This is a genomic window from Pseudomonas laurylsulfativorans, from assembly GCF_002906155.1.
Lineage (GTDB): Bacteria > Pseudomonadota > Gammaproteobacteria > Pseudomonadales > Pseudomonadaceae > Aquipseudomonas > Aquipseudomonas laurylsulfativorans.
This window is the reverse complement of record NZ_MUJK01000008.1, coordinates 188,242-214,736: the sequence shown is the minus strand read 5'-3', so window position 1 is coordinate 214,736 and position 26,495 is coordinate 188,242. Positions and strand designations below refer to the sequence as shown.

At 59.7% G+C, this 26,495-nt stretch carries 23 protein-coding genes and 1 riboswitch; of the genes, 13 read left to right on the top strand and 10 right to left on the bottom strand.

What is annotated here, in order from left to right:
• Positions 1-2: 2 nt before the first annotated feature.
• The 3 genes from B0D71_RS22895 to ahcY form a co-directional block, all read right to left on the bottom strand.
• Positions 3-818 (bottom strand): substrate-binding periplasmic protein, encoded by an 816-nt coding sequence (locus tag B0D71_RS22895; RefSeq protein WP_103396741.1) that lies wholly within the window; start codon positions 816-818, stop codon positions 3-5.
• 192 nt (positions 819-1,010) lie between these two features.
• Positions 1,011-1,856 (bottom strand): methylenetetrahydrofolate reductase [NAD(P)H], encoded by an 846-nt coding sequence (metF, locus tag B0D71_RS22890; RefSeq protein WP_103396740.1) that lies wholly within the window; start codon positions 1,854-1,856, stop codon positions 1,011-1,013.
• Positions 1,857-2,056: 200 nt separating this feature from the next.
• Complete coding sequence (gene ahcY, locus B0D71_RS22885; protein ID WP_103396739.1) at positions 2,057-3,466, bottom strand: adenosylhomocysteinase; 1,410 nt, start codon at positions 3,464-3,466, stop codon at positions 2,057-2,059.
• Between the two features lie 23 nt (positions 3,467-3,489).
• Positions 3,490-3,589, bottom strand: a riboswitch (S-adenosyl-L-homocysteine riboswitch).
• Between the two features lie 198 nt (positions 3,590-3,787).
• Here ahcY and B0D71_RS22880 point away from each other — a divergent pair.
• The 3 genes from B0D71_RS22880 (at position 3,788) to B0D71_RS22870 (ending at position 7,209) form a co-directional block, all read left to right on the top strand.
• Positions 3,788-4,192, top strand: coding sequence for an acyl-CoA thioesterase (locus B0D71_RS22880; RefSeq protein ID WP_103396738.1), 405 nt, complete (start codon positions 3,788-3,790; stop codon positions 4,190-4,192).
• Between the two features lie 168 nt (positions 4,193-4,360).
• Complete coding sequence (locus B0D71_RS22875) at positions 4,361-5,233, top strand: formate/nitrite transporter family protein (protein ID WP_103396737.1); 873 nt, start codon at positions 4,361-4,363, stop codon at positions 5,231-5,233.
• A 113-nt stretch (positions 5,234-5,346) separates the two neighbouring features.
• A complete protein-coding gene (locus tag B0D71_RS22870; RefSeq protein ID WP_103396736.1) occupies positions 5,347-7,209 on the top strand; it encodes a DUF3857 domain-containing transglutaminase family protein in 1,863 nt (620 codons plus the stop codon).
• 33 nt (positions 7,210-7,242) lie between these two features.
• Here the strand turns inward: B0D71_RS22870 and B0D71_RS22865 are convergent, their stop codons facing one another.
• Positions 7,243-8,412, bottom strand: coding sequence for an MFS transporter (locus tag B0D71_RS22865; protein WP_103396735.1), 1,170 nt, complete (start codon positions 8,410-8,412; stop codon positions 7,243-7,245).
• A 314-nt stretch (positions 8,413-8,726) separates the two neighbouring features.
• Here B0D71_RS22865 and B0D71_RS22860 point away from each other — a divergent pair, with 314 nt between their 5' ends.
• Together B0D71_RS22860 and B0D71_RS22855 are read left to right on the top strand one after the other, a co-directional pair.
• Positions 8,727-9,560: an EamA family transporter gene (locus B0D71_RS22860; protein WP_103396734.1), complete on the top strand. Its 834-nt coding sequence runs from the start codon at positions 8,727-8,729 to the stop codon at positions 9,558-9,560.
• A 49-nt stretch (positions 9,561-9,609) separates the two neighbouring features.
• Positions 9,610-9,993 carry an MAPEG family protein gene (locus tag B0D71_RS22855; RefSeq protein ID WP_103396733.1) on the top strand — a complete coding sequence of 128 codons (384 nt, stop codon included), beginning with the start codon at positions 9,610-9,612 and terminating at the stop codon, positions 9,991-9,993.
• A gap of 128 nt (positions 9,994-10,121) precedes the next feature.
• Here the strand turns inward: B0D71_RS22855 and mltA are convergent, their stop codons facing one another.
• Entirely contained in the window at positions 10,122-11,306 is a 1,185-nt protein-coding gene (gene mltA / locus B0D71_RS22850; RefSeq protein ID WP_103396732.1) for a murein transglycosylase A, read from the bottom strand.
• Between the two features lie 128 nt (positions 11,307-11,434).
• Between mltA and B0D71_RS22845 the strand changes: the two genes are divergently transcribed.
• On the top strand, positions 11,435-11,884 hold the full coding sequence (locus B0D71_RS22845; protein ID WP_103396731.1) for a c-type cytochrome: 450 nt from the start codon (positions 11,435-11,437) through the stop codon (positions 11,882-11,884).
• Positions 11,885-11,933: 49 nt separating this feature from the next.
• On the opposite strand, the gene B0D71_RS22840 is transcribed toward B0D71_RS22845, so the two are convergent.
• The 4 genes from B0D71_RS22840 to B0D71_RS22825 all read right to left on the bottom strand — a co-directional run bounded on the left by B0D71_RS22840 (position 11,934) and on the right by B0D71_RS22825 (position 16,480).
• Positions 11,934-12,329, bottom strand: coding sequence for a DUF1090 domain-containing protein (locus tag B0D71_RS22840; protein WP_103396730.1), 396 nt, complete (start codon positions 12,327-12,329; stop codon positions 11,934-11,936).
• Positions 12,330-12,425: 96 nt separating this feature from the next.
• Positions 12,426-14,105: an NAD-dependent DNA ligase LigB gene (gene ligB, locus B0D71_RS22835; protein ID WP_103396729.1), complete on the bottom strand. Its 1,680-nt coding sequence runs from the start codon at positions 14,103-14,105 to the stop codon at positions 12,426-12,428.
• A 170-nt stretch (positions 14,106-14,275) separates the two neighbouring features.
• Complete coding sequence (gene metK / locus B0D71_RS22830) at positions 14,276-15,466, bottom strand: methionine adenosyltransferase (RefSeq protein ID WP_103396728.1); 1,191 nt, start codon at positions 15,464-15,466, stop codon at positions 14,276-14,278.
• 18 nt (positions 15,467-15,484) lie between these two features.
• Entirely contained in the window at positions 15,485-16,480 is a 996-nt protein-coding gene (locus tag B0D71_RS22825; protein WP_103396727.1) for an ArsR/SmtB family transcription factor, read from the bottom strand.
• Positions 16,481-16,742: 262 nt separating this feature from the next.
• Here B0D71_RS22825 and tkt point away from each other — a divergent pair, with 262 nt between their 5' ends.
• The 6 genes from tkt (at position 16,743) to fba (ending at position 23,154) form a co-directional block, all read left to right on the top strand.
• Positions 16,743-18,740 (top strand): transketolase, encoded by a 1,998-nt coding sequence (gene tkt / locus B0D71_RS22820; protein ID WP_103396726.1) that lies wholly within the window; start codon positions 16,743-16,745, stop codon positions 18,738-18,740.
• A 185-nt stretch (positions 18,741-18,925) separates the two neighbouring features.
• Positions 18,926-19,984, top strand: coding sequence for an erythrose-4-phosphate dehydrogenase (gene epd / locus B0D71_RS22815; RefSeq protein WP_103396725.1), 1,059 nt, complete (start codon positions 18,926-18,928; stop codon positions 19,982-19,984).
• Between the two features lie 26 nt (positions 19,985-20,010).
• Positions 20,011-21,174 (top strand): phosphoglycerate kinase, encoded by a 1,164-nt coding sequence (locus B0D71_RS22810; protein ID WP_103396724.1) that lies wholly within the window; start codon positions 20,011-20,013, stop codon positions 21,172-21,174.
• Positions 21,175-21,209: 35 nt separating this feature from the next.
• A complete protein-coding gene (locus tag B0D71_RS22805) occupies positions 21,210-21,431 on the top strand; it encodes a hypothetical protein (RefSeq protein WP_103396723.1) in 222 nt (73 codons plus the stop codon).
• Between the two features lie 56 nt (positions 21,432-21,487).
• A complete protein-coding gene (locus B0D71_RS22800; protein ID WP_103396722.1) occupies positions 21,488-21,829 on the top strand; it encodes an MliC family protein in 342 nt (113 codons plus the stop codon).
• Between the two features lie 260 nt (positions 21,830-22,089).
• On the top strand, positions 22,090-23,154 hold the full coding sequence (fba, locus tag B0D71_RS22795; RefSeq protein WP_007981624.1) for a class II fructose-bisphosphate aldolase: 1,065 nt from the start codon (positions 22,090-22,092) through the stop codon (positions 23,152-23,154).
• Positions 23,155-23,372: 218 nt separating this feature from the next.
• On the opposite strand, the gene B0D71_RS22790 is transcribed toward fba, so the two are convergent.
• Complete coding sequence (locus tag B0D71_RS22790) at positions 23,373-24,041, bottom strand: polysaccharide lyase family 7 protein (protein WP_103396721.1); 669 nt, start codon at positions 24,039-24,041, stop codon at positions 23,373-23,375.
• Positions 24,042-24,364: 323 nt separating this feature from the next.
• Between B0D71_RS22790 and B0D71_RS22785 the strand changes: the two genes are divergently transcribed.
• Positions 24,365-26,488 carry a putative bifunctional diguanylate cyclase/phosphodiesterase gene (locus B0D71_RS22785; protein WP_103396720.1) on the top strand — a complete coding sequence of 708 codons (2,124 nt, stop codon included), beginning with the start codon at positions 24,365-24,367 and terminating at the stop codon, positions 26,486-26,488.
• Positions 26,489-26,495 lie beyond the last annotated feature (7 nt).

The window sequence follows — 26,495 nt, the reverse complement described above, 5'->3', positions numbered from 1 at the left end:
AATCACTGCGCGCCGCTTTCCTGCTGCTCAACGGTTTTTTCCGTGGCGACCCTGGCCTTTTCAGTCATCACGCTAGCGCCCGGTTCCGCGCCGTAGCGGGCGCTCAGTTCAGCATAGGCGGGTTCGCGTTTGAAGCGTTTGAGTTCGGCGCCGAAACGCTGCACCAGCAGGTCCATGCCTGCATTGCGCCGCACCGCGAGAAACTGGCTTTGCTGGCTGATGACCGTGGGGTTCTCGGTGATCTTGTCGCGGATGCCCAGTTCGTCGAGCAAATGCTGGCCGACCCGGCGGTCGGTGATCAGCAGGTCAATGCGCCCGCGTACCAGTTTGCCGAAGTTGGCTTCATGGGTGGGGGCCGGCTCGCGGGTGAACAGCTTCGAATCGCTGAAATCCTTGCTGTACAGGTAACCCGGCGAGGTGCCGATGGTCAGGCCGCGCAAGTCATCGAGGGTGCGAAACGGATGGGGCCGGTCATTGGCGTAGAACATCACGAACTGGACTTCAGACAGTGGTTCGCTGGGGTAGAGCAGGGTCGCATCACGTTCGTCGCTGTGAAAGATGTCCAGCGCGCCGTCGGCCTGCCCGGTTTCAAGCATCGACAGGCAACGTTTCCATGGCAGGAACTGCCACTCCACTTCGATGCCCAGGCGATTGAAGACAATGGCGGTGGTTTCGTAGTCCAGGCCTAGTGATTTGCCATTGTCTTCGTACACATAAGGCGCCCACGGCTCCGTGACAATGCGCAACTTCTCGCCCCGGGCGGCGAAACTCAGGCAAGTGAAAACAAGCAAGGCGATTAACTGCGTGATCAAAGGCATGGGCTGAGATTACGACGAGAAACCGCAAAGAGCCAGAAACTGACCGCAGATGCTCTAAGTCCGTGGATTGCCGCACATTAATAGTGCGTGAAAGCAAAAGATCGCAGCCTGCGAAAGCTCCTACAGGAGCTGTCGAAGAATGCGATCCTTTGATTTTGCTTAGTCGCTTTCAGCTTGAAGCTGGTAGCTGTTTCAGCGAGGCAACTTCAGGTTATTCCACACCGCCAGGCTCGCTTCAGCCTGGTTCAATGTGTAGAAGTGCAGCCCTGGAGCGCCGCCCTGCAGCAGTTGTTCGCACATTTCGGTGATGACCTGTTCGCCAAAGCGCTGAATGCTCTGGGTGTCGTCGCCGTAGGCTTCCAGCTGCTTGCGGATCCAGCGCGGGATTTCCGCGCCGCAGGCATCGGAGAAGCGCGCCAGTTTGCTGTAGTTGGTGATCGGCATGATGCCCGGCACGATCGGGATGTCTACGCCCAGCGCCCGTACGCGTTCCACGAAGTAGAAGTAGCAGTCGGCGTTGAAGAAGTACTGGGTGATCGCACTGTCGGCGCCGGCATTGGCCTTGCGCACGAAGTTGGCGACATCGTCTTCGAAGTTGCGCGCTTGCGGATGCATTTCCGGGTAGGCGGCGACTTCGATGTGGAAATGATCGCCGGTTTCTTCACGAATGAATTCCACCAGGTCATTGGCGTGGCGCATTTCGCCACTGGCCATGCCCATGCCCGAAGGCAGGTCACCGCGCAAGGCGACGATACGCTTGATGCCGGCAGCCTTGTACTGGGCCAGCAGGCCGCGCAAGTCGTCCTTGCTATCGCCCACGCAGGACAGGTGCGGAGCAGCAGGGATTTTGACTTCGCTTTCGAGCTGCAACACGGTGTTGAGCGTGCGATCACGGGTCGAACCGCCGGCGCCGTACGTGCAGGAGAAGAAATCAGGGTTGTAGGTAGCCAGCTGACGAGCAGTGGCGAGCAGCTTTTCATGCCCAGCATCGGTCTTCGTAGGGAAGAACTCGAAGCTGTAGCGACGATCTTGGGACATGGGAATACCCTTGAAAACGCGTAAGCCTGTGGAACCGGTATGTCCGCTACACCGCTAATCGCTGGCAAGCCAGCTCCTACAGAGTTTGCGTCGTACCGTTATGTTGCGTATGAGCGCTCACTTCTAGGAGCCGGCTTGCTGGCGATGCAGACGACGCAGTGCACAAGGCGCACTGCGATCGTGAGCAAACCAGCGGCGTATCAGTAGCGGTAAGCGTGCGGCTTGAACGGACCTTCGACGGTCACGCCGATGTAGTCGGCCTGGGTCTTGGTCAGTTGAGTCACAACGCCGCCGAAGCCACGGACCATTTCCAGGGCCACTTCTTCGTCGAGTTTCTTCGGCAGTACTTCAACGGTCAGGCGCTCGGCTTTCTGGGCTGGCGACAGGTCGGCGTACTTCTGGCCGAACAGGAAGATCTGCGCCAGAACCTGGTTGGCGAACGAACCGTCCATGATGCGGCTCGGGTGGCCGGTTGCGTTACCCAGGTTAACCAGACGGCCTTCGGCCAGCAGGATCAGGTAGTCGTCGTTCTGTGGGTCGAAGTCGCCAGCGCCGGTACGGTGGATCTTGTGAACTTGTGGCTTCACTTCTTCCCATGCCCAGTTCTTGCGCATGAAAGCGGTGTCGATTTCGTTGTCGAAGTGGCCGATGTTGCAGACAACAGCGCGCTTCTTCAGGGCTTTGAGCATGTTCGAATCGCAAACATTGACGTTGCCGGTGGTGGTCACGATCAGGTCGATCTTGCCCAGCAGCGCTTTGTCGATGCTTGCTTCGGTACCGTTGTTGATACCGTCGATGAACGGCGAAACCAGTTCGAAACCGTCCATGCAGGCTTGCATGGCGCAGATCGGGTCGACTTCGGAGACTTTAACGATCATGCCTTCCTGACGCAGGGACTGAGCGGAGCCCTTGCCCACGTCACCGTAGCCGATCACCAGCGCTTGCTTGCCGGACAGCAGGTGGTCGGTGCCGCGCTTGATCGCATCGTTCAGGCTATGACGGCAGCCGTACTTGTTGTCGTTCTTGCTCTTGGTCACCGAGTCGTTGACGTTGATGGCCGGGATTTTCAGCTCGCCCTTGGCCAGCATGTCCAGCAGGCGGTGCACGCCGGTGGTGGTTTCTTCGGTCACGCCGTGGACGCGATCCAGAACAGCTGGGTACTTCTTGTGCAGCAGCTCGGTCAGGTCGCCGCCGTCGTCGAGGATCATGTTGGCATCCCAAGGTGCGCCATCCTTCAGGATGGTTTGCTCTAGGCACCACTCGTACTCTTCTTCGGTTTCACCTTTCCAGGCGAAAACCGGGATGCCTGCAGCGGCGATGGAAGCGGCGGCCTGATCCTGAGTCGAGAAAATGTTGCAGGACGACCAGCGCACTTCGGCACCCAGGGCAACCAGGGTTTCGATCAGCACGGCAGTCTGAATGGTCATGTGGATGCAGCCGAGGATCTTCGCACCCTTGAGCGGTTGCTCTTCGGAGTACTTGCGACGCAGACCCATCAGGGCTGGCATTTCGGATTCGGCGATGATGGTTTCGCGACGGCCCCAGGCAGCCAGGGACATGTCGGCGACTTTGTAGTCGGTGAAATCTGCAGGCGTGTTGACAGCGCTCATGAAGAGCCTCCATTCGTAATGTATGCGAATGGGCGCCGTTGTGCGTTTAGTGTCTGGCTTAAGGCCAGGCAACGCCCCATCCGAGCCTGACAGGTCTAGCCTGCTGCAGCGCCCCTCGGACAGGTGGCGGGAAAACGGTATCAAGTGATGATGACCGTTTTGAAACGGTGGCGATTATAGCGGGCTATGCTGATCTTCCAAAGCGTTTCTGTCGGTCAATGTCCGAACGGTAATCGAGACCATAGTCGATGCTCAATAGAGCTCTAGGTCGGGCTCTGCCATGATGGTCAGCATCATTCGGCAAGACGCTCAGGAGTGAATATGAATTTCCACACCCGCAAATGGGTAAAACCCGAAGACCTCAACCCTAACGGCACTTTGTTCGGCGGCAGCCTGTTGCGCTGGATCGACGAAGAGGCGGCGATCTACGCCATCGTCCAGTTGGGCAATCAGCGCGTGGTCACCAAGTACATTTCCGAAATCAACTTCGTCAGCGCCTCGCGCCAGGGCGACATCATCGAACTGGGTATCACGGCTACCGAGTTTGGCCGCACCTCGATCACCCTGACGTGTGAAGTGCGCAACAAGATCACCCGCAAGAGCATCCTCACCGTTGAAAAAATGGTGTTCGTGAACCTCGGCGAAGACGGTTTGCCGGCGCCTCATGGCCGGACCGAGATCAAGTACGTCAAGGATCAGTTCCAGGATGATGCCAGCGTCGAGTGATGCAAGACCTGTAGGAGCGAGCATGCTTGCGATGGACTCGAGAACGCCGCTGGGTGTCAGGTGCCCAGCGTTATCGTTAACGGCCATCGCGAGCATGCTCGCTCCTACAGAACGGAATCCCCGTTGCACAGGTCATAGCTAAATAGCCCGCCACCGGTTGCGCATCCCATGAACTCGGCACACGACGGCAAGACCCCGAACCTCTCGGCGCAAGAAGAGCACGAAGTCGAAAAGAGCCAGCCGCCCCGTGCCGCGGTATTGCACGAGATCATCCGTACCCAGGGCGACCAGGAACTGGAGCGCAGCATTGCGGCGTTGTGGTGGTCGGCGCTGGCAGCGGGGTTGACCATGGGCCTGTCGCTGATGGGGATGGGGTTGCTCAATTCGCGCCTGCCGGATGGCGAAGGATTCAAGGTGATCGCGAGCTTCGGCTATTGCGCCGGTTTTCTCGCGGTGATCCTGGCCCGCCAGCAACTGTTCACCGAAAACACCCTGACCGCCGTGCTGCCGGTGATGACCAAGCCGACACTGGCCAACTTCGGCCGACTGCTGCGGTTATGGGCGGTGGTATTGATCGGCAACCTCTGCGGCACCTTGCTGGTGGCGTACGTGATGCTGGAGCTGCCGATTTTCGACAGCAAGACCGATGTCGCCTTTCTTGATATCGGGCGCAAGGTCATGGAGAACCACGCCAGCCAGATGTTTGCCAAAGGCATCATTTCCGGATGGATGATCGCCACCATGGTCTGGATGATTCCATCCATGGAGAGCGCCAAGATGTGGATCATCATCCTCATCACCTATCTTATGGCGCTGGGAGATTTCACCCACATCGTGGTCGGTTCGCTGGAGGTCTCGTATCTGGTGTTTGCCGGCGAGCTGCCGTGGCGTGATTTCTGGCTGGTGTTCGCCGGGCCGACGCTGGCGGGGAACATCATCGGTGGCAGTTTTATTTTCGCGCTGATCAGCCATGCGCAGATTCGCAGCGAAAGCGGGCCGCCGAGCAAAGGTGATCAGGCAGCACCTGTCGCGAAGGAATAGTGCTTTGAAACATAACGCTACGAATTCAATGAAGCATCAATCTGGTGGTGGAGTGAGAGCGTGAGACTTGCTGTATCCTGCGAACGCTTCCCATTCAGCAAAGACGGATCTTTATGCAATTCTCAGGGTTGTTCCCGACGCGCCTGATCGGCGCACTTACACTACTTGCCGTAACGCTTGGCGCAGCCCAGGCAAAGGATGATGGTACCGATCCGTCGGTGACGATCGAGAAAGAAATCCAGGCGAATGTGATCAATGCCGACGGCAGTTTTGTCGTCACCAGTGACACCGTGATCCTGATCAACGAAGAGCGGGCTATCAAGGAACAGGCCCAGCGCTCGTTGAGTTACAACAGCACCCTGGAAACCCTGGACGTCATCCACGCGTACACGGAAAAACCTGATGGCCGCAAGGTGGCGGTTCGGCCTGAGCAGATTAAGGAGCAACAAGAGCTTGCTTCGGCGCAGGCACCAATGTTTCAGGATACGCGGGTCAAAGTGGTGATTTTTCCCGAGGTAGCCATCGGTGATCGAATGGTGCTTCAGTTCAAAAAGACCCGCACCACGGCGCTGTTCCCCGGACAATTTGAAGACTTGTCTTATCCCGCGTTCAACCCCACCCGACAGTTCACGCTGATTTATGACTTGCCCGCCGACATGCTCCTGTATGCCGATGCCAAAGGCTTTGCCGCGAGTACACCGGCTGCGGCGCCTGGGCGCAGGATTTATCGCTGGGACTACGTGCCCGCCCAAAAGGCCCGGATCGAGCAGGGTGCGGTTTCGTACCTCGATTACGGTCAATACCTTGCAGTCTCGACCTTCACGGATTTTGCTGCGTTCGCCAAAGCCTATGATTCACGGGCGAAGGTCAATGTCACGCCGAAGGTTCGGGAGCTGGCCAGCTCGCTCACTGCTCATCTGGACAACCCGCGGGCCAAGGCTATTGCCCTGAGCGAGTGGGTGCGCAAGAACATCCGTTATGTGGCGGTCTATGTTGGCCCGGGTGGTGTTGTGCCGCATCCGGTGGAAACGATTCTGGCAAACCGTTATGGCGACTGTAAGGACCACGTGGCCTTGCTCGAAGCCTTGCTGGCGGCAGTGGGAATCGAAAGCACGCCAGCGCTGGTCAGCCTGGGCAATGCCTATCTGTTGCCTGAAGTGCCGACGCTGGGTGTGCTCAATCACGCGATTACCTTTGTGCCGGGTCTCAATCTGTACCTGGACTCTACGGCCGAGGGAATTGCGGGTGGTTATCTGCCGTTGATGGTCCTGGACAAGCCCGTCGTCCTGACCAAAACCGGGGTTGTCGCCCGTACCCCGGCAGTTCAGGAGAACAAGGTTGAAAACACCTTGTTGTACAAGGTTTCGTCGAAAGGCGCGGCAGAGTTTACCCATCAATCCAATGTGACCGGTTGGGCCGCGGAGATGAATCGCTATGGTGCCAGGTCAACCAAACCCGCGGATCGAGACTTGATGATCCAGCAGTTTCTGATGTCCTACGGCCTCAATGGCAGTGGCAAGATGGAGACGGGGAGCCTGGAGGGCACAGACAACCATTTTGAGCTCAATTTGGTTGGGCGCGTGGAGAATCTGGTGAGCCTGCCCGGGCCTGTCGGTGTGCTGACTATGAGCAGTCTGGTGGGCGGCATCGCGCAAAACGTGTTCAGCCTGCTCATTGAGCCGGAGCGCACCCAGGCATTCGCGTGCTTCTCCAGCGTGATTGAAGAACAGGCAAGGTTCGAGTTCGCGAAAGAGATCGGCATTCTTGCCGCTCCCAGAGATGTATCGTTGAGCCATGAGCGCTTTGACTATAGTGCGAACTACACTAGGGCAGACAACGCCGTTGTGGTTAAACGGCGTTTTGCCTTCAAGCACCCGCAAGTGGTGTGCACGCCTCAAGATTTCGAGGCCATGAAGGCGTCGGCCGAGTTGGTCCTCCGTGATCTGAAAAGCCAGATCATCGTACAGTCGCTTTAAGAGGCATGGTGAGGCTGGGCTTTATCTCCCGCCTCAGCCGGATACATTGACCAGTGTTACGGCGTGTCGCTGCCGATAGATAAAGTAAAGCGCGACCAATACGGTCAATCCGCTTACCAGTGCGCCCGTCCACGGCAAGTCCGCCAGATCCGCACCGCTGGCCACCACCAGGCCGCCGATCCAGGCTCCGGTGGCGTTACCGAGGTTGAAGGCGCTCTGGTTCAAGGTCGAACCCAGGTTGGGCGCCTCAGAGGCCTGATCGATGATCAGCAGTTGCAGGATCGGGCACAGGGCGAAGGCGAACGTCCCCCACAGCACCAGCGTGATCGCCGCCGGAATTGCCGAATGGCTGGTTTGCGTGAACGCCGCCAGCACCACCAGTACAGCCAGCGCCATGCCCACCAGCGAAGGCAGCAAACGGCTGTCCGCCAGACGCCCACCGAGCATGCTGCCTGCGGTCAAGCCAACGCCGAACAACAGCAGCATGATGGTGACGCCGTGCGGGCTGACGCCAGTGATGTCCTGCAGGATCGGCGCGATGTAAGTGAACACACTGAACAGGCTGGTCGAGGCCAGCACACTCATGCCCAGGGCCAGCAATACATTGGCCTTGCCCAGCACCTTGAACTCGCTGGCCAGGTTGGCTTTATCCATCGCGATGTTTTTCGGCAGCCAGACCCATTGCGCAATCGCGGCCAGCACCCCGATCACCGATACCGCCCAGAAGGTTGAGCGCCAACCCGCGTATTGCCCGAGGGCGGTGCCCAACGGCACGCCGAGCACATTGGCCAGGGTCAGGCCGGTGAACATCATGGCAATTGCCTGGGCGCGTTTGTTCGGTGCGACCAGCCCGGCGGCGACCACCGAACCGATGCCGAAAAATGCGCCATGGCACAGTGCGGTGATCACTCGCGCGGCCATCAGCGTCGCGTAATTCGGCGCCAGGGCGCAGAGCATGTTGCCGAGGATGAACATCAGCGTCATGCCCAGCAGGGTGGCTTTGCGCGGCATGTTGGCGGTGCCGACGGCGAGGATCGGTGCACCGAATACCACACCCAGGGCATAACCGGTGATCAGCAATCCGGCATCGGGAATGCTCACGCTGAGGTCGCGGGCGACGTCGGGCAACAGGCCCATGATGACGAATTCGGTAGTGCCGATGCCGAAGGCGGCAACAGCGAGGGCAAGCAAAGCGAGTGGCATGCGCAAGGTCTCTGTCGGTAGTCTTGACGCTGTGATCAGGCATACGCATGCCAAAGACCGTTCTCGGGGAGAGCGGGGCAGGGGCAGATTTTATTGGAATTGGTCTGTGCGCAACTGAGTGCGGCGTGGTCGTTTGCAGTATAAACAGCTGCTGACATATGGCGAATCAATTCTCTACCGAACACTGTAGGAGCGAGCTTGCTCGCGATGGACGTGAACGAAGACGCGTATTTGCCGGTTGGCTGCGTTGCCCTCACGTTTTTCGCGAGCAAGCTCGCTCCTACAAGGGGTGGGGTCAATATAAGGAGTAGGCCGTGCTTGCAACGGTATTGGTGTTGGTGGCGGCGCTGTTGCACGCGGCGTGGAATACCCTGATCAAGTTCAGTGCGGAGCGGCTGTTGGTGGTGGCCTGCATGGACAGCGTGGCGCTGCTCTTTGTCGCGCTGATGTTGCCGTTCCTGAGCCTGCCGCCGCTGGAAATCTGGCCGTGGATCCTGGCATCGGCGGCGTTCGAATTGCTCTATCGCTATTTACTGATCCAGGCCTATCGGGTCGGCGACCTTGGGTTGGTCTATCCATTGATGCGCGGTCTGTCACCGTTGGTGGTACTGGCACTGACGCTGATCTTTGCCGGGGAAGTACTGACTCATCAACAGATTTTCGGAATCCTGCTGATCCCGTTCGGCATGCTGTGCCTGCTCTGGCAGGGCGGCGGCGGTGCGCGTTTGCCGTGGTCGATGCTGCCGGTAGTGGCGTTGATCGGCCTGTGCATCGGTTGCTACACCTACATCGACGGGCAGGCATTGCGGCGCTGGTCCCATCCTCTGGATTACTTGGTCTGGGTCACTCTGTTCAGTGCCTGGCCGTTTCCGTTGTTGGCACTGGTACGCAAACGACCCGCGTTCATGCTGTTCTGGCGCGAACAGTGGCGGTTGGGCCTGGCAGTCGGGTTTTGCGTGTTGTTCAGCTACGCTTTGGTGCTTTGGGCGATGCAATTGGGCTCGATTGCAGAAGCCGCAGCGTTGCGCGAGATCAGCGTAATTCTCGTGGTGCTGTTTGGCATGCGTTATCTCAAAGAACCTTTTGGCGGGCCGCGCCTCTTAGCCTGTGGACTGGTGCTGATTGGCATATTGGTGATGAAGTTTTGATCGCCGTTGATGGATTTGATTTTCTACAACATGAAGAAGGGACTGCGTAATGACGGTTGCTCTGTGGTGCATTTTGATTGCGATCTTCCTGCCGTACCTGTGCACGGGTGTCGCGAAGGTCAGTGGCGGGTACCGACTGAAAGACAATCATGATCCACGAGGGTTTCTCGATTCCCTGGAGGGCTTGGGCAAGCGGGCGAATGCGGCGCAGTTGAACAGTTTTGAAGTGACACCGGCGTTTGCAGCCGCGGTGATCGTGGCGCACCTGGCGGGCAACGCCGAGTTGGTGACAATCAATGTGTTGTCGGTGTTGTTCATCACCAGCCGTTTGCTTTACATCATTTTCTATCTGGCGGACCTGGCGACGCTGCGGTCGTTGATGTGGTTCGTGGGGATGGGGCTGATCGTGAGTTTCTTTGTGGTGTCGGTCTGACAGATCTCCAGGGTTTTTGCCGGGTAGCGCAAATCCTGTAGGAGTCGGCTTGCCGGCGATAGCGAGGTGTCAGGCAACATCGTTGCTGATCAATCCGCCGCCATCGCCGGCAAGCCGGCTCCTACAGGTCAGGGTTTGGTCTTCTCGGCATCCGCCACCTGCGGCACTTGCGGCAACGCCGCACCTTTGGGCCAGAGCATCCAGATCTGTCCCTGCTGCTTCATGTCCCCGGCCAGTTGCCCGGCCGCATCGCCGGTGCCCCAGAACAGATCCGCCCGAACTTCACCGGCAATTGCACCACCAGTGTCTTGAGCTGCCACCGGTCGAACCAGCGCGGTACCGTCCGGTCTGGTGGTGGACAGCCACAACAGGCTACCCAGCGGAATCACCTTTCGATCCACCGCCGCACTGTAACCGGCGGTCAACGGTACGTTCAGCGAGCCGCGCGGGCCTTCGTTGCTGTCCGGGTTGCGGGTGAAGAACACATAGCTGGGGTTGCTGCCGAGCAGTTCGGGAATCCTAGACGGATTGGCCTTGGCCCAGGTGCTGATGGCGCCCATGGTCACGTCTTCTTTTTTCAGCTCGCCCTGTTCCACCAGCCAGCGACCGATCGGTCGATATGGATGGCCATTCTGGTCGGCGTAAGCAATACGCAACTGGCGGCCATTGTCGAGCTGGATACGACCCGAACCCTGGATTTGCAGGAACTGCAGGTTCATCGGATCGGTCAGCCAGGCCACGACCGGCGCCTTGACCCCTTTGCTTTCGATGGTTGCCGCATCGTCGTACGGCTTGAGTACGCGACCTTCGAGCCGACCGCGCAGGCGTTTGCCCTTGAGTTCCGGGTAAATGCTGTCGAGGGCGACGATGATCATGTCCTCGGGGACGCCATAGACCGGGACGTTGGCAACGCTGGTCTGGGTCAGGCTTCCGGGATAGACCGGTTCGTAGTAGCCGGTGATCAAACCGTTGGGGTTGTCGTTGGCGGCGCGCAGGCCATAGACATCGAGGTTCTGCTTGAGGAAGCCGCGAATGTCGCTGGCGGTTTGCGGCACGTTGGCCGCCGCTGCGCAGGTGCCACCCCAGACCGGGTCGGCCTTGAGTCGGGTGCAGGCGCTGCGCCACGATCCGAAACCGGCAACCAGGTCGCTGTCGGACACCGCCGGCAGGGCTTCCCATGTGGCGCTGGAGTAGGTGGCCAGGGCGTGGGTTTTCGGTTGTTGTTTGTCGCCTCCGGTGCAGCCCGCGAGCAGGGCCACCATCGGCAGGGTCCAGGCCAGGCTGTGACGCCATGCCTTGAAACAGCTGTTCATGGAGTGATTCCTTTGTCGGTTGCCTGGACGCTCCATGCGCTCAAGCAACCCTTATTGATAATAGGGCTATTGGTCTTTGCCGATGACGCGAGGATACTGGCCGCCGTTTCCCGTGACCTGAAGCCACCATGACTCTTAAAAGACTTTCTGTTGTATTGCTGGCCTGCCTGACATTGTCCGCTTGTGGCGGAGTCGACCCCAATTCGCCGCTCGGCCAGCGCAAGGCCATTTTCAAGCAGATGCTCAAGACCGGTGAAGACCTGGGCGGCATGCTGCGTGGGCGCATTCCGTTCGATGGCCCGAAGTTCGCCGAGGGCTCGGTGAAACTCGATGCGCTGTCCCGTGAGCCGTGGCAACACTTTCCGCAGGTCCGCGAGGAAGATCACACCAGCGCCAAGAGCGATGTCTGGGAGCAGCAGGCGCGTTTCCAGGCCATGGCCCGTGATCTTGAATCCGCCACCGGTGAATTGGTGATTGCCAGCCAGGTTCAACCCTACAAGGCCAGCAACCTGGGGCCGGCGGTGCAGAAAGTCGAAGATGCTTGCAGTGCATGTCATAAGGCGTTTCGGGATCATTGATTGGCGTTGCTCGCGAAGGCTGCTTTGGCAGCATCAAAGATCCCTGTTCTTACTTATCCAGCTCATCCAGTGCGTCTTGCAGTTCCTTGCGGGCATCGGCGAGTTTGTCTTTGCGCTTGTTGATCTTGTCGGGGTCGCCTTTGCTCATGGCTTTGTCGAGGTCTGCCTGACGCTTGCTGACTTCGTGCCTGGCGTCGAGCACCTTGTTTTCCCGTTCCTTCTTCAGCGAGGCATCGGTGCAGTTCGCTTCGACTTCGCTCAGGGCTTTTTCCAGGCCGGCCTGCTGGTCGGCGTTGCCGTGGACCTTGGCCAGTTCGATCTGGTTGACGATGCCTTGCTTCTTGGCGGCGCAACCGGTCAGCCCCGGTGCTTCCTCGTCCGCCATCAACGGAGTGGCCAGCACGCTGCAGAGGGTCAACAGGGCGAGCGGTGAAAGAAGTTTCATAAAAGCTCCATGTAAGAAGGCAAGCGGGCGGTGTGGCAATGGCTTGTTGGAGCCCGGCGGTCCCCTTGGGGTTCCCGCTGGGCGCAAGGCTGACTGCTAAAAGCCGTCAATCCCCGCATCACGTAACGTTTCACTCAAGGCCAGGACCTGCGAATCGCGGAAAAAGGCGGTCAGTTGCCCCGCGCGTCCTGGCCCGATACCAGCCTCGGTCTGCCATTGTTCGATGTCTCGCTGCGCCAGAGCCTGCCATGAATCGCCGAGGTGCGCCTGACCTGTCGGCGGCAATCCCAGGGCTTTCAGCCAGTGTGCGAACGGACGTTGCCGGGCTTGGTTGAAGCTGTCCGCAAGACGAGCCGCGCTGCGCTCGCCGAAACCGTCAATGGTAGCAAGCTCTTGGGCATCGAGGGTCAACCAATCCAGCAGACCCTCCAGGCGACCTGTTGCAAGAAGTTTTTCCCACGTACCTGGACCCACATTGGGCAGCGCCAGACCCTGTTTGCTGCCGAGCCAGGTCAGGCGCGCGAGAAACTGGCTCTCACAGCCCGGAGTCGGTTGCCAGCAACTCAATGAATGAAAGTCCGCTGCTTGCGGCGGGTTCAATTCGCCGCGCTCGCTGCTGCGCAATACAACGCTATCGAGTCTGGGAATGGTCAGCCCGGCCAGGCTGATGGCGACCTGATCGCCCGGCCGAATGTCCAGTGCCTGCCAGCGTTGCAACGAGCTGACGCTGACGCGTTTGATCTGTCGGTCATCGAGCTTCACCGGGGTCAGTTCAAGTACCGGCGTGATCCGCCCGGTCCGGCCGATTTTGAAGTGAACCTGGCGGACTTCGGCCAGTGTCTGGGCGAAAGGGTATTTCCAGGCGATGGCCCAGTAGGGTGACCTGGCCTGCCAGCGCTCAGCGGCCGGGCGCTGGTTCTGGCGCAGGACGATGCCATCGCTGGCAAAAGGCAGGGGGGAGCGATACCAGTGGTCGCGCCAGCGTTCGGCTTCAATGACGGAGGCGATTGGCTGGCTGTAGGCCGTGGTACTCGGGAAGCCCAACGTAGTCAGCGCCGCGGCACGCTCGGGCACGCTCGCCGGCCCTTGGGGCCAGTCCCAGACAAACAGGTCGATGCCGGCGGCCTGTTCGGCGCTCAAGACCTTGCGTGCCATCAGACCGGCCACCGAGGCACGAGCATTGAGGCTGCCGGCCCGGGCCTGCATATGATCGGTCAGGCGCCAATACAGTTCGCCTTGCACGATCAAGTCCTGGGCCTGCGATAGCCGTTGCGGGATGGCCGGAATCTGTCGTGCCGGAGCCGTCCAGTCCTGACCGCTCTTGCCGTCGCCGCGGCTGATAGCCTGGGCCAACAGACCGTTGCGGTAAACCAGGGTCACTGCCACGCCATCGATTTTAGGCTGGGCCCAGACGTCCACCCGATCACGCAGCCATTTTTCCACGGCGGGGCGATCGTGCAGTTTGTCCAGGCCCGTATGGGCGATGGGGTGGAGTAGCGTTCCGCGTGCAGTGCGCAAGGGGTTTGCGGACAGGCTCAGGTTGAAGCAGTGGCGCCATTGGGTGAGTCGCGCACGGGACTGGTCATAGAGTTCATCGGCGACCAGCGAGCGTCCCTGTCGGTGGTAGCTGTCGTCCCAGAGGTCGATTTGCTGTTGTAGTCTGTTGACTTCGTTCAGGGCGCGTTCCGGGGGCCAGTCGGGGCACTCGGCGGCATTGGCGGTCAGGTAGGCAAAAGTCAGTAGAAAGGCGAAAAACAGGCGCAGGTCGGCAAACATCTTGAGCGTCCTTGCTCGGTGAGGTGCGTGAAGGCTAGGTCAGTATCAATGGGTGCAGCGAGGGGGTGTTTTGCCGGGTATTTCCGGCGGCCACGCGGTCTCAAACGCAGCCAATAAAAAGCCCCGCAGGGCGCGAACCGTGCGGGGCTTTTCGGTGTTGCGGGGGAGTATTACAGGCCGGCAGCAGAACGCAGGGCGTCGGCGCGGTCGGTTTTTTCCCAGGTGAACGTGGTGAAGGTATCTTCGCCAACGGTCTTGGTTGCCGGGGTGCGACCGAAGTGGCCGTACGCAGCGGTTTCCTGATACATCGGGTGCAGCAGGTCAAGCATGGTGGTGATCGCGTATGGACGCAGGTCGAACACTTCGCGGACCAGTTTGACGATCTTGTCATCGCTGATCTTGCCGGTGCCGAAGGTGTTCAACGAGATTGACGTCGGCTGGGCAACGCCGATGGCGTAGGACACCTGAATCTCGCAGCGCTCGGCCAGGCCGGCGGCAACGATGTTCTTGGCCACGTAACGACCGGCGTAGGCCGCCGAACGGTCAACCTTCGATGGATCCTTACCGGAGAATGCGCCACCGCCGTGACGAGCCATGCCGCCGTAGCTGTCGACGATGATCTTGCGACCGGTCAGGCCGCAGTCACCCACCGGGCCGCCAATGATGAACTGGCCAGTCGGGTTGATGTGGAACTGGGTGTCTTTGCTCAGCAGTTCGGCAGGCAGCACGTGCTTGACGATCAGCTCCATCACGCCTTCGCGCAGGTCGTTGTACGACACTTCCGGGTTGTGCTGGGTCGACAGAACAACAGCGTCGATACCGACAACCTTGCCGTTTTCGTAGCGGCAGGTGACTTGCGACTTGGCGTCCGGACGCAGCCAAGGCAGCAGGCCGGATTTACGGGCTTCAGCTTGCCTTTGTACAAGCTGGTGCGAGAAGGTGATCGGTGCTGGCATCAGCACGTCGGTCTCGTTGCTGGCGTAGCCGAACATCAGGCCCTGGTCGCCGGCGCCCTGATCTTCAGGCTTGGCCCGGTCAACACCCTGGTTGATGTCAGGGGACTGCTTGCCGATGATGTTCATCACGCCGCAGGTGGCGCCGTCGAAACCGACGTCGGAGCTGGTGTAGCCGATGTTGGTGATCACGTCACGAACGATCTGCTCCAGGTCAACCCAGGCCGAAGTGGTGACTTCGCCGGCGATGATGGCCACGCCCGTTTTCACCAGAGTCTCGCACGCCACACGGGCGAACTTGTCTTCAGCAATGATGGCGTCCAGCACCGCATCAGAAATCTGGTCGGCGATTTTGTCCGGATGCCCTTCAGACACGGACTCGGAGGTGAAAAGGGAGTATTCGCTCATCTCGATTTTTTCCTGAAATTACCGATGGTGAGTGTCGCCAGCCGGCCGCTGAAAATGGCGGACCTGGATCTGGAAACCATTACGTAAGCCTACATAGAGGCTTTCCCCGGGAACGAGTCCCGCAGCGGTGGCCCAACGGGCCAGATCGTCCTGTTCAAACCCCAGCCAGAGATCACCGCAGGCCTCCTTGGCCCAACTCTGGTTGTGGCTACATAACTCTGTCACTAACAGGCTACCGCCTGGTTGCAGCAAGTGGGCCATGTGCTTGAGCGCATCGGCCGGCGCGGCAAAATGGTGCAGCACCATGTTCAGCACCACGCAATCGGCCTTGAGGCTGACGCCGTTCAATGCATCGGCCAGTTGCAGGCTAACGTTAGTCAGCTTGTCGCGCTCGCAGACCTGGCGCGCCAGTTCGAGCATCGCGCTGCTGTTATCCAGCGCCGTGACTTGCGAGAAGCGGCGCGCCAACTCCGGCAGGAATGCGCCATCGCCGGGGCCGACTTCAATGGCCGTGGCGTCTTTGTCGAAACTCAGCTTGTCGAGCAGGGCCACCACGCTTTCGCGGTACTGCGGCAGGCCGGCGATCAAGTCTTGCTGGGCGCGAAACTTCTCCGCCACCCGTGAGAAAAAGTCCTGGCTGGCCGCCGCGCGTTGCCCATGGACCTGGGTGATGCGCGACTGTACGTCGGCCGGCAGCGTCAGGTTGTCCACTTCTTCGAGCAGGGCCGCGTGCAATTTGCCGCCCAACAGTTCGGTGTGGGGCAGGGCGCGACGGTAGAAGATCGCGTTGCCTTCGCGGCGCGTTGCCACCAGGTCGGCCTGGGCCAGCACCTTGAGGTGGTGGCTCATGCCGGACTGGCCGATGCCGAAGATCTGCGCCAGTTCCAGCACGCCGAACGAATCGTTGGCCAGCGCGCGCAAAACATTCAACCGCAAGGGATCGCCGCCAGCCTTGCACAAGGCTGCCAGCTCATCGCAATCGTCATGTTGAATGGAGGGCACGCGTAAATTCATAAGGCCGGCAGTCTAGTCACGGGTCGAAGGCATCGCAAGAGCAATATCAAAAAGTTTTGATATTGCTCGATAGATGGCACTTCCAGGCCTTAGCTTCAGTCAACAAACGGACGGCGGAAAGGTTTCACCAAGCGAATACGTCGTTATCCATGGGAAAAACGCCTCCAGATGACTATCTGTCATTGCCCCGAGGCGTCCGGGTGAGGGAAAATGCTCGCCTTTTTTCCGTTTCGTTTTATTCAAGTCCCCCAGGAGAACAGCGATGCCTAGCCGTCGTGAGCGTGCCAACGCCATTCGTGCCCTCAGCATGGATGCCGTGCAAAAAGCCAACAGCGGCCATCCCGGTGCCCCAATGGGTATGGCGGATATCGCCGAGGTACTTTGGCGCGACTACCTCAAGCACAACCCGAGCAATCCATCGTTCGCCGACCGCGACCGCTTCGTGCTGTCCAACGGCCACGGCTCGATGCTGATCTACTCGCTGCTGCACCTGACCGGCTACGACCTGTCGATCGATGACCTGAAACAGTTCCGTCAACTGCACAGCCGCACCCCGGGCCACCCTGAATTGGGCTACACCCCGGGCGTAGAAACCACCACCGGTCCACTGGGCCAGGGCCTGGCCAACGCCGTGGGCTTTGCCTTGGCTGAAAAAGTCATGGCGGCGCAATTCAACCGTCCTGGCCACAACATCGTCGATCACCACACCTATGTGTTCCTGGGTGATGGCTGCATGATGGAAGGCATTTCCCACGAAGTCGCTTCCCTGGCCGGTACCCTGGGCCTGGGCAAACTGATCGCCTTCTACGATGACAACGGCATTTCCATCGATGGCGAAGTCGAAGGCTGGTTCACCGACGACACGCCGAAGCGTTTCGAGTCCTACAACTGGCAAGTGATCCGCAATGTCGACGGTCACGACCCGGAAGAGATCAAGACTGCGATCGAGACGGCCCGCAAGAGCGAGCAGCCGACCCTGATCTGCTGCAAGACCACCATCGGCTTCGGTTCGCCGAACAAGCAAGGCAAGGAAGATTGCCACGGCGCCCCGCTGGGTGACGCGGAAATCGCCCTGACCCGCGCTGCGCTGAAGTGGAACCACGGCCCGTTCGAAATCCCGGCCGATATCTACGCCGAGTGGGACGCCAAGGAAGCAGGTAAAGCTGTCGAAGCCGAGTGGGACCAGCGTTTCGCTGCTTACTCCGCCGCTTTCCCGACTGAAGCCAACGAACTGGTCCGTCGCCTGAGCGGCGAGTTGCCGGCTGACTTCAGCGAAAAAGCCGATGCCTACATCGCCGAAGTGGCTGCCAAGGGCGAAACCATCGCCAGCCGTAAAGCCAGCCAGAATGCGCTGAACGCATTTGGCCCGCTGCTGCCTGAGTTCCTCGGCGGTTCGGCTGACCTGGCCGGTTCCAACCTGACCCTGTGGAAAGGTTGCAAGGGCGTCACCGCCGAAGATGCCAGCGGCAACTACATGTACTACGGCGTGCGCGAGTTCGGCATGACCGCAATCATGAACGGCGTTGCCCTGCACGGCGGCCTGGTGCCTTACGGCGCGACCTTCCTGATGTTCATGGAATACGCGCGCAACGCGGTACGCATGTCGGCCCTGATGAAGCAGCGAGTGATCCATGTCTACACCCACGACTCCATCGGTCTGGGCGAAGACGGCCCGACTCACCAGCCAATCGAGCAACTGGCCAGCCTGCGCTGCACGCCGAACCTCGATACCTGGCGTCCAGCCGACGCCGTTGAATCGGCGGTGAGCTGGAAGTACGCGCTGGAGCGCAAGGACGGTCCTTCGGCCCTGATCTTCTCGCGTCAGAACCTGCAGCACCAAACCCGTGATGCCGGCCAGATCGCCGACATCAGCCGCGGTGGGTATGTACTGAAAGACTGCGCGGGTGAGCCGGAACTGATCCTGATCGCTACCGGTTCGGAAGTCGGTCTGGCCGTTCAGGCCTTCGACAAGCTGACCGAGCAGGGCCGCAAGGTGCGTGTGGTTTCCATGCCGTGCACCAGCGTGTTCGATGCCCAGGACGCCGGCTACAAGCAAGCGGTCCTGCCGTTGCAGGTCAGCGCCCGTATCGCCATCGAGGCCGCTCACGCGGACTACTGGTACAAGTACGTGGGCCTGGAAGGCCGCGTGATCGGCATGACCACCTACGGCGAGTCGGCGCCTGCGTCGGCCTTGTTCGAAGAGTTCGGCTTCACCCTGGAAAACATCCTGGGTCAGGCTGAAGAGCTACTGGAAGACTAAAACACGACGCGGTGGCCCTGGCCGCCGCGATCTCCTGTAGGAGCGAGCTTGCTCGCGATGGTCGTTAACGATAACGCTGGCTGTCTGGATGAGCGCGTTGTCCTGAAGTCCATCGCGAGCAAGCTCGCTCCTACAAGGATGTGTTGTTAGCGAAAATTCGTCTGACTGCGTCTATCGAGAACCCCATGCCTCAACCGCGTCCCTACAAAGTTGCACTCAACGGCTACGGCCGGATTGGTCGTTGCGTCTTGCGTGCGTTGTTCGAGCGAGGCGAAAAGGCCGGGTTCGAGATTGTCGCGATCAATGATCTGGCGGACATGGCCAGCATCGAATACCTGACACGCTTCGACTCCACCCACGGGCGTTTTCCCGGCGAAGTGAAAGTCGACGGCGATTGTCTGCATATTAATGGCGACTGCGTGAAGGTCCTGCGCAGTGCCACCCCCGAAGGCATCGATTGGGCGTCCCTGGGCGTCGATCTGGTGCTGGAGTGCTCCGGCGCTTATCACACTCGCGAAGACGGCCAGCGTTTCCTCGACGCTGGCGCTCCGCGCGTGCTGTTTTCCCAGCCGATGGCCAGCGAGACCGATGTCGACGCCACCATCGTCTACGGCGTGAACCAGGATTGCCTGACTGGCGACGAACTGCTGGTGTCCAACGCGTCCTGCACCACCAACTGCGGCGTGCCGCTGCTGCGCCTGCTGAATCAGGCCATTGGCCTGGATTACGTGTCGATCACCACCATTCACTCGGCGATGAACGATCAGCCGGTCATCGATGCCTATCACCATGAAGACCTGCGCCGCACCCGTTCGGCGTTTCAGTCGGTGATTCCGGTGTCCACCGGTCTGGCGCGTGGTATCGAGCGCCTGTTGCCGGAACTTGCCGGACGAATTCAGGCCAAAGCCGTGCGGGTGCCGACGGTCAACGTGTCCTGCCTCGATATCACGATGCAGACCGCCACTGCGACCGACGCCACCGAGGTCAACCGAATCCTGCGCGAAGCCGCCACCAGCGGCCCGCTCAAAGGCCTGCTGGCCTATACCGAGTTGCCTCATGCAAGCTGTGATTTCAACCATGACCCACATTCGGCGATCGTCGATGCCAGTCAGACCCGAGTTTCCGGCCCACGGCTGGTGAACATCCTGGCCTGGTTCGACAACGAATGGGGTTTTGCCAACCGAATGCTGGACGTTGCAGAGCACTATCTGCAAACAGCGACTTCAAAAAAACCTGCTCTCTAAGATCAGCTACTCAGGAAATGCGACCCATGACCGTGTTGAAGATGTCCGACCTCGATCTGCAAGGTAAGCGCGTATTGATCCGCGAAGACCTCAACGTCCCAGTCAAGGACGGTGTTGTCACCAGCGATGCGCGTATCCTGGCCTCGCTGCCGACCATCAAGCTGGCCCTGGAAAAAGGCGCGGCCGTGATGGTCTGCTCACACCTTGGCCGTCCGACCGAAGGCGAGTTCTCGGCCGAGAACAGCCTCAAGCCTGTCGCCGACTACCTGAGCAAGGCGCTGGGCCGTGAAGTGCCGCTGGTGGCCGACTACCTGGGCGGCGTCGACGTCAAGGCCGGCGACATCGTGCTGTTCGAAAACGTGCGCTTCAACAAAGGCGAGAAAAAGAACGCCGACGAACTGGCCCAGCAATACGCCGCCCTGTGCGACGTGTTCGTGATGGATGCCTTCGGCACCGCTCACCGTGCCGAGGGTTCGACCCACGGCGTGGCCAAGTTCGCCAAAGTCGCCGCTGCCGGCCCGCTGCTGGCGGCTGAACTGGATGCTCTGGGCAAGGCCCTGGGCGCTCCGGCCCAGCCAATGGCTGCCATTGTTGCCGGCTCCAAGGTGTCGACCAAACTCGACGTCCTGAACAGCCTGAGTCAGATCTGCAACCAGTTGATCGTCGGCGGCGGCATTGCCAACACCTTCCTGGCCGCTGCCGGTCACCCGGTCGGCAAGTCGCTGTACGAGCCGGACCTGCTCGACACGGCTCGCGCCATCGCCGCCAAAGTCAGCGTACCGCTGCCGGTGGACGTCGTGGTTGCCAAGGAGTTCGCTGAAAGCGCCACTGCGACCGTCAAGCTGATCGCTGACGTCGCTGCCGACGACATGATCCTCGACATCGGCCCGCAGACTGCTGCCAATTTCGCCGAGCTGCTGAAGTCGTCCAAGACCATCCTGTGGAACGGCCCGGTCGGCGTGTTCGAATTCGATCAATTCGGTAATGGCACCAAAGTGCTGGCCCAGGCCATCGCAGACAGCGCGGCGTTCTCCATTGCCGGTGGTGGCGACACCCTGGCCGCCATCGACAAGTATGGTGTGGCCGAGCAGATCTCCTACATTTCTACCGGTGGTGGCGCGTTCCTCGAATTCGTCGAAGGCAAAGTGTTGCCAGCTGTTGAAGTCCTGGAAAGCCGGGCCAAGGCCTGAGGGTCGCCCGTTTGACCAGGCAAGGGAGTGTTGAAATGGTCAAGACGTTAGCGCTGTTGATCGTCGCGGGTTCACTGGTAGCGTGCGGGAGTAACCCGAAGGCCCTGCCGGAACCTGCGCCGTCCGAGTCGGATAAAGGCTGTTACCAGGCTGACTGGCAGGCCGAAACCAACCCGGTGCTCAACAAGCGTTCCGGGCCCGAGGGCCTGGACAAATACGAGACCCGGACACCCGCCAAGGAACATGGTTGTCCTTGACGGGTCTGACTCTTTACTCAGGGCTGGCCGCGTGCGCCGTCAGCCGAGGGACACGGATGAAAGGTTTTATCGCCGTGACGGCGCTGGCGCTATTGGCCGGTTGTGCTCAGTTCAATCAGTTGAATCCGTTCCAGTCGTCCGCACCTGTGGATAACTGGACCACCTGGACCTGCGACAGCCAGGCCAAAGTGCTGTGGCGCTACACCGACGACAGCCTTAGGGAAGTCGACGTGCGCCTGGGCGGTGCCGATCAGGTCTACCGTCTGAAGCAGGAACCGGGTGCATCGGGTTCGCTGTACAGCAATGACATGCTGGCGTTTCACATAAAAGGTGAGGAAGGCCTGGTTTACTGGGTCGCCACCAATGATTTGATTGGCCGTGGCTGTAAAGCGCAATAAACGGACTACGCCGTACCTGTAGGAGCGAGCCTGCTCGCGATGGTCGTTAACGATAACGCTGGGTACCTGAATGTCCGCGTTGTCTGGGCCACCATCGCGAGCAGGCTCGCTCCCACAGGGGTTCCGGGGAAGTTCTTGAGATTTTCGCAGCACCGAATTCGCAGCCCGGGCCAACCCCCGATCTGCAATAACTTGAATAGCCGCCGCCGCTACGGCAGGCTGGCACGATTAACGACCCTCAACCGGGAGAGATACACACAATGGCACTTATCAGCATGCGCCAGATGCTGGACCACGCAGCCGAGTTCGGCTACGGCGTCCCAGCTTTCAACGTCAACAACCTTGAGCAGATGCGCGCCATCATGGAAGCCGCTGACAAGACTGACTCCCCGGTGATCGTCCAGGCTTCGGCCGGTGCTCGCAAATACGCCGGTGCACCGTTCCTGCGTCACCTGATCCTGGCAGCCATCGAAGAATTCCCGCACATCCCGGTGTGCATGCACCAGGACCACGGCACCAGCCCTGACGTCTGCCAGCGCTCCATCCAACTGGGCTTCAGCTCGGTGATGATGGACGGTTCCCTGGGCGAAGACGGCAAGACCCCGACCGACTACGACTACAACGTGCGCGTTACCCAGCAGACCGTTGCCATGGCCCACGCCTGCGGCGTTTCGGTAGAAGGCGAGCTGGGCTGCCTGGGTTCGCTGGAAACCGGCATGGCTGGTGAAGAAGACGGCATCGGCGCCGAAGGCGTTCTGGATCACAGCCAGATGCTGACCGACCCGGAAGAAGCCGCTGACTTCGTAAAACGCACTCAGGTTGATGCCTTGGCCATCGCCATCGGTACCAGCCACGGCGCCTACAAGTTCACCAAGCCACCTACCGGCGACGTGCTGGCGATCGACCGCATCAAGGAAATCCACAAGCGCATTCCGAACACTCACTTGGTGATGCACGGTTCGTCTTCGGTTCCGCAAGAGTGGCTGGCGATCATCAACCAGTACGGCGGCGACATCAAAGAAACCTACGGCGTACCGGTTGAAGAAATCGTCGAAGGCATCAAGCACGGCGTGCGCAAGGTCAACATCGACACCGACCTGCGTCTGGCATCCACTGGCGCAATGCGTCGCCTGATGGCCACCAACCCGAGCGAGTTTGACCCGCGCAAATTCTTCGGCGCCACCGTGACCGCCATGCGCGACGTGTGTATCGCTCGCTACGAAGCCTTCGGTACTGCCGGCAACGCTTCGAAGATCAAGGCGATCTCGCTGGAAGGCATGTATCAGCGTTACCTGAAGGGTGAGTTGAACGCCAAGGTCAACTAAGCCTGAGCGTTAAACTGCCTTGATGAAAAACCCGCCGAGAGGCGGGTTTTTTGTGGGCGATGATCCAATGTGGCGAGGGGGCTTGCCCCCGTTCGGTGGCGCAGCCGCCGTAAAATCGACAAATGCACTTTTTCTAAACAAAACGGATTGACCTGTTTGGGGCCGCTTCACAGCTCAACGGGGGTAAGCCCCCTCGCCACAATGGCTGGCCATACCCTCTACTTGTCGTGATCGATATCCAGCTTGCTGAAGGTCACTTTCCCGCCTTCAGAGGTGTACCCGGTGTTGTCCTGCACATACACCCCAGCCTTGAAGTACAGCGGTTTGTCGCGCCAGGTGGCGCTGATTTGCGTATCCCATTGATATCCTGCCGCGCTGATGCCCAAGGCGCCACCGGGGCTGAGGTGGATGAGATAGTTGAACTGCTGATCGAGTTTCACCCCCGTCGCCACGATGATCACCCGGCCCTCATCATCGTCGGGATGCATCCGGACCTTGGCGACGATATTGCCGGTGCCGGTCTTGGCTTTGTATTGGTACTCGACCTTCACCAGCGGTTTCTGGCTTTGATAGGCATGGATCTGGCCGATGACGACTTTCCCGGAACTGGGCACCTGGTTCACTGCCAGCGTGGCGTACAGCAAATTGTCGGCCTCCGGGTAATACCAGTTTTTCAACGTGCCGTTGCTGTAGGTTTCGCGCAATTCGGTGCGCGGATAAATCGCGTTCTCCGTACGGGAGCCGGTCACGGGCGTCCAGAAAAACAATGTGCCGGTGTCGGAATGGAAGTATTGATCCTTGAAACCATCTACCAGCTTGGCGGTTTCGACGGTGTACGGCGGGCTGCCGACGGGGACGCTGAGGTTCCAGGTTGCAAGATCGATCATGTCGGTTCTTCCACTTGATTCATGCTGCACGGACGTGCCAGAAGCTCTAGGCCGCACCTTTGGGGCGGCCTTTATAAGCGTAGTGGGGGATTTTGTTAACGCCCGTCTGACGGGTGGTTGACGTCAACATCCTGTCGAAATGCCATCTTTCCCGGTTTCCATCGGACCAAACATTCGACCGTTAGTCGGTAAAAAGACACAATGATTAAATGATGGCTCACTGACACCTTCTGCTTTTGCAGAACGGGTCTAGAGTGAAAGCACAGTATTTGTCCGGTTTTCACGAGAAACCGGCCTGACACCCCCGCAATTAGAGAAGCAGCATGGAATGCGCGCAACCCACGCCAGTAGAAGGCGGCTCAACCCTTTTAGTTGTCGACGATTACCCTGAAAACCTGATCAGCATGCGCGCGTTGTTACAGCGCCAGGACTGGCGGGTCATTACCGCAGCCTCGGGTTTCGAAGCCCTCGGCTTGTTGCTTGAACACGATATCGACCTGGTGCTGCTGGACGTGCAGATGCCGGGCATGGACGGTTATGAAGTGGCGCGCTTGATGCGCGGTAGCCAGCGGACCCGTCTCACGCCGATCATTTTCCTGACCGCCAACGAACAGTCCCAGGATGCGGTGATCAAGGGCTATGCCAGTGGTGCGGTGGATTACCTGTTCAAGCCGTTCGACCCGCAGATCTTCACGCCCAAGGTCCAGGCGTTGCTCGAACACCAGCGTAACCGCCGGGCCTTGCAGCGCCTGAGTCATGATCTGGAATCCGCTCGTGCCTTTAATGCGTCGGTGCTGGATAACGCTGCCGAAGGCATTCTGGTGTTGGGGGAGGACGGTCTGATTCGCTTTGCCAACCCGGCAATGTCACGACTGCTCAATGCCCCCGTGCAGGACCTGCAAGGCAAGGAATTTCTGGACTACCTGCAAAAACCACATGTCCCGATCTGGGCCGATTCCGAATTCTTCACGGGCTACAAACGCGGCGAGACCTTGCGTCTGCACGATGCCCTGCTGCGTACGACCCGCGGCCAGCAGGTGCCGGTGGCCTTGTCCTGCGCGCCATTACCCGCCGAACAACATGCAATGGTAGTAACGGTGCTGGACATGTCGGTGGTGCGCCATCTGCATCAGCAACTGGAATTCCAGGCAGTCACCGATCCACTGACCGGATTGCTCAACCGCCGGGGTTTCTACCAGACCGTAGAGAACCTGCTATTACGCGGTGAGCGTTCCGACAGTTCCTGGGTCTTGATGTACCTGGACCTCGACGGCTTCAAGCGCGTCAATGATTCGCTCGGGCACGATGCCGGCGATCGGGTGTTGCGCTGGGTTTCCGAACAGTTGAAAGCCTGCTTGCGGCCCTTCGACATTCTGGCGCGGATGGGCGGCGACGAATTCACCGCGCTGCTGGATCTGGAGTTTCCCGAGCAAGCGGCGAAGATTGCCGAGGAACTCATCGAGCGTGTGTCGATCTGCCAGCAAGTCGACGGCCTCGATATCGCCCTGGGTACCAGCATCGGCATCGCTACATTCCCCGATTGTGGTGCCAATCTCGACGGGATGCTGCGGGCGGCGGACATTGCCATGTACGAAGCCAAGCGCGCCGGTCGCCAGCAATATCGCTTCTACGATCACGAAATGAACGGTCGGGCGCGCTCGCGGCTGATGCTCGAAGAAAGTGTGCGAACAGCCATCGAGAACCGCGATTTCAATCTGGTGTATCAGCCTCAGGTTGCGATTGCCGACGGGCGGCTTCGTGGCTTCGAGGCCTTGTTGCGCTGGCAGCATCCTAGCGTTGGCGATGTACCTCCGGGGTTGTTTTTGCCATTACTGGAAGAGGCCCGGCTGATCAGTCGTCTTGGCAGCTGGATCTACCATCGCAGCGCCGGGCAACGCAAAGCCTGGGAGTCCATGTTTGCCGAGGATCTGGTGCTCGGCGTCAGTTTGAGCAGTACGCAATTCGGCATGCCCAACTTGGTCACTGAGTTGCGTCAGGTGCTGGAGCGCCATGGCTTGCAGCCGCGCCAACTGGAAGTCGAGGTCACGGAGGAGGCCTTGATGCATCACCCCGAAGAAACCCGCAAGCAACTGCGTCTGCTGCACAACCTGGGGGTGCGAGTGGCACTCGATGACTTCGGGGTCGGTCCGTGTTCCCTGGTGCACTTGCGCGACCTGGGACTGGACACCCTCAAGCTCGACCGGCATTTGATCGCCCGGTTGCCGGAGTCGGTACGGGATGCGGCGCTGGTGCGCAGTGTGATCGACCTGTGCAAACAGTACGGCATGCTGGTGATTGCCGAAGGGGTGGAAACCGTCGCGCAGTATGAGTGGCTGCAGGCCAACGGCTGTGAGTATGTGCAAGGTTTTCTGGTGGCCCGGCCGATGATGGCCGAAGACATCGGGGTCTTTGTCCAGCCGTTTGACTGGAGCGCGCTGCCCCGCTGAATTCGCT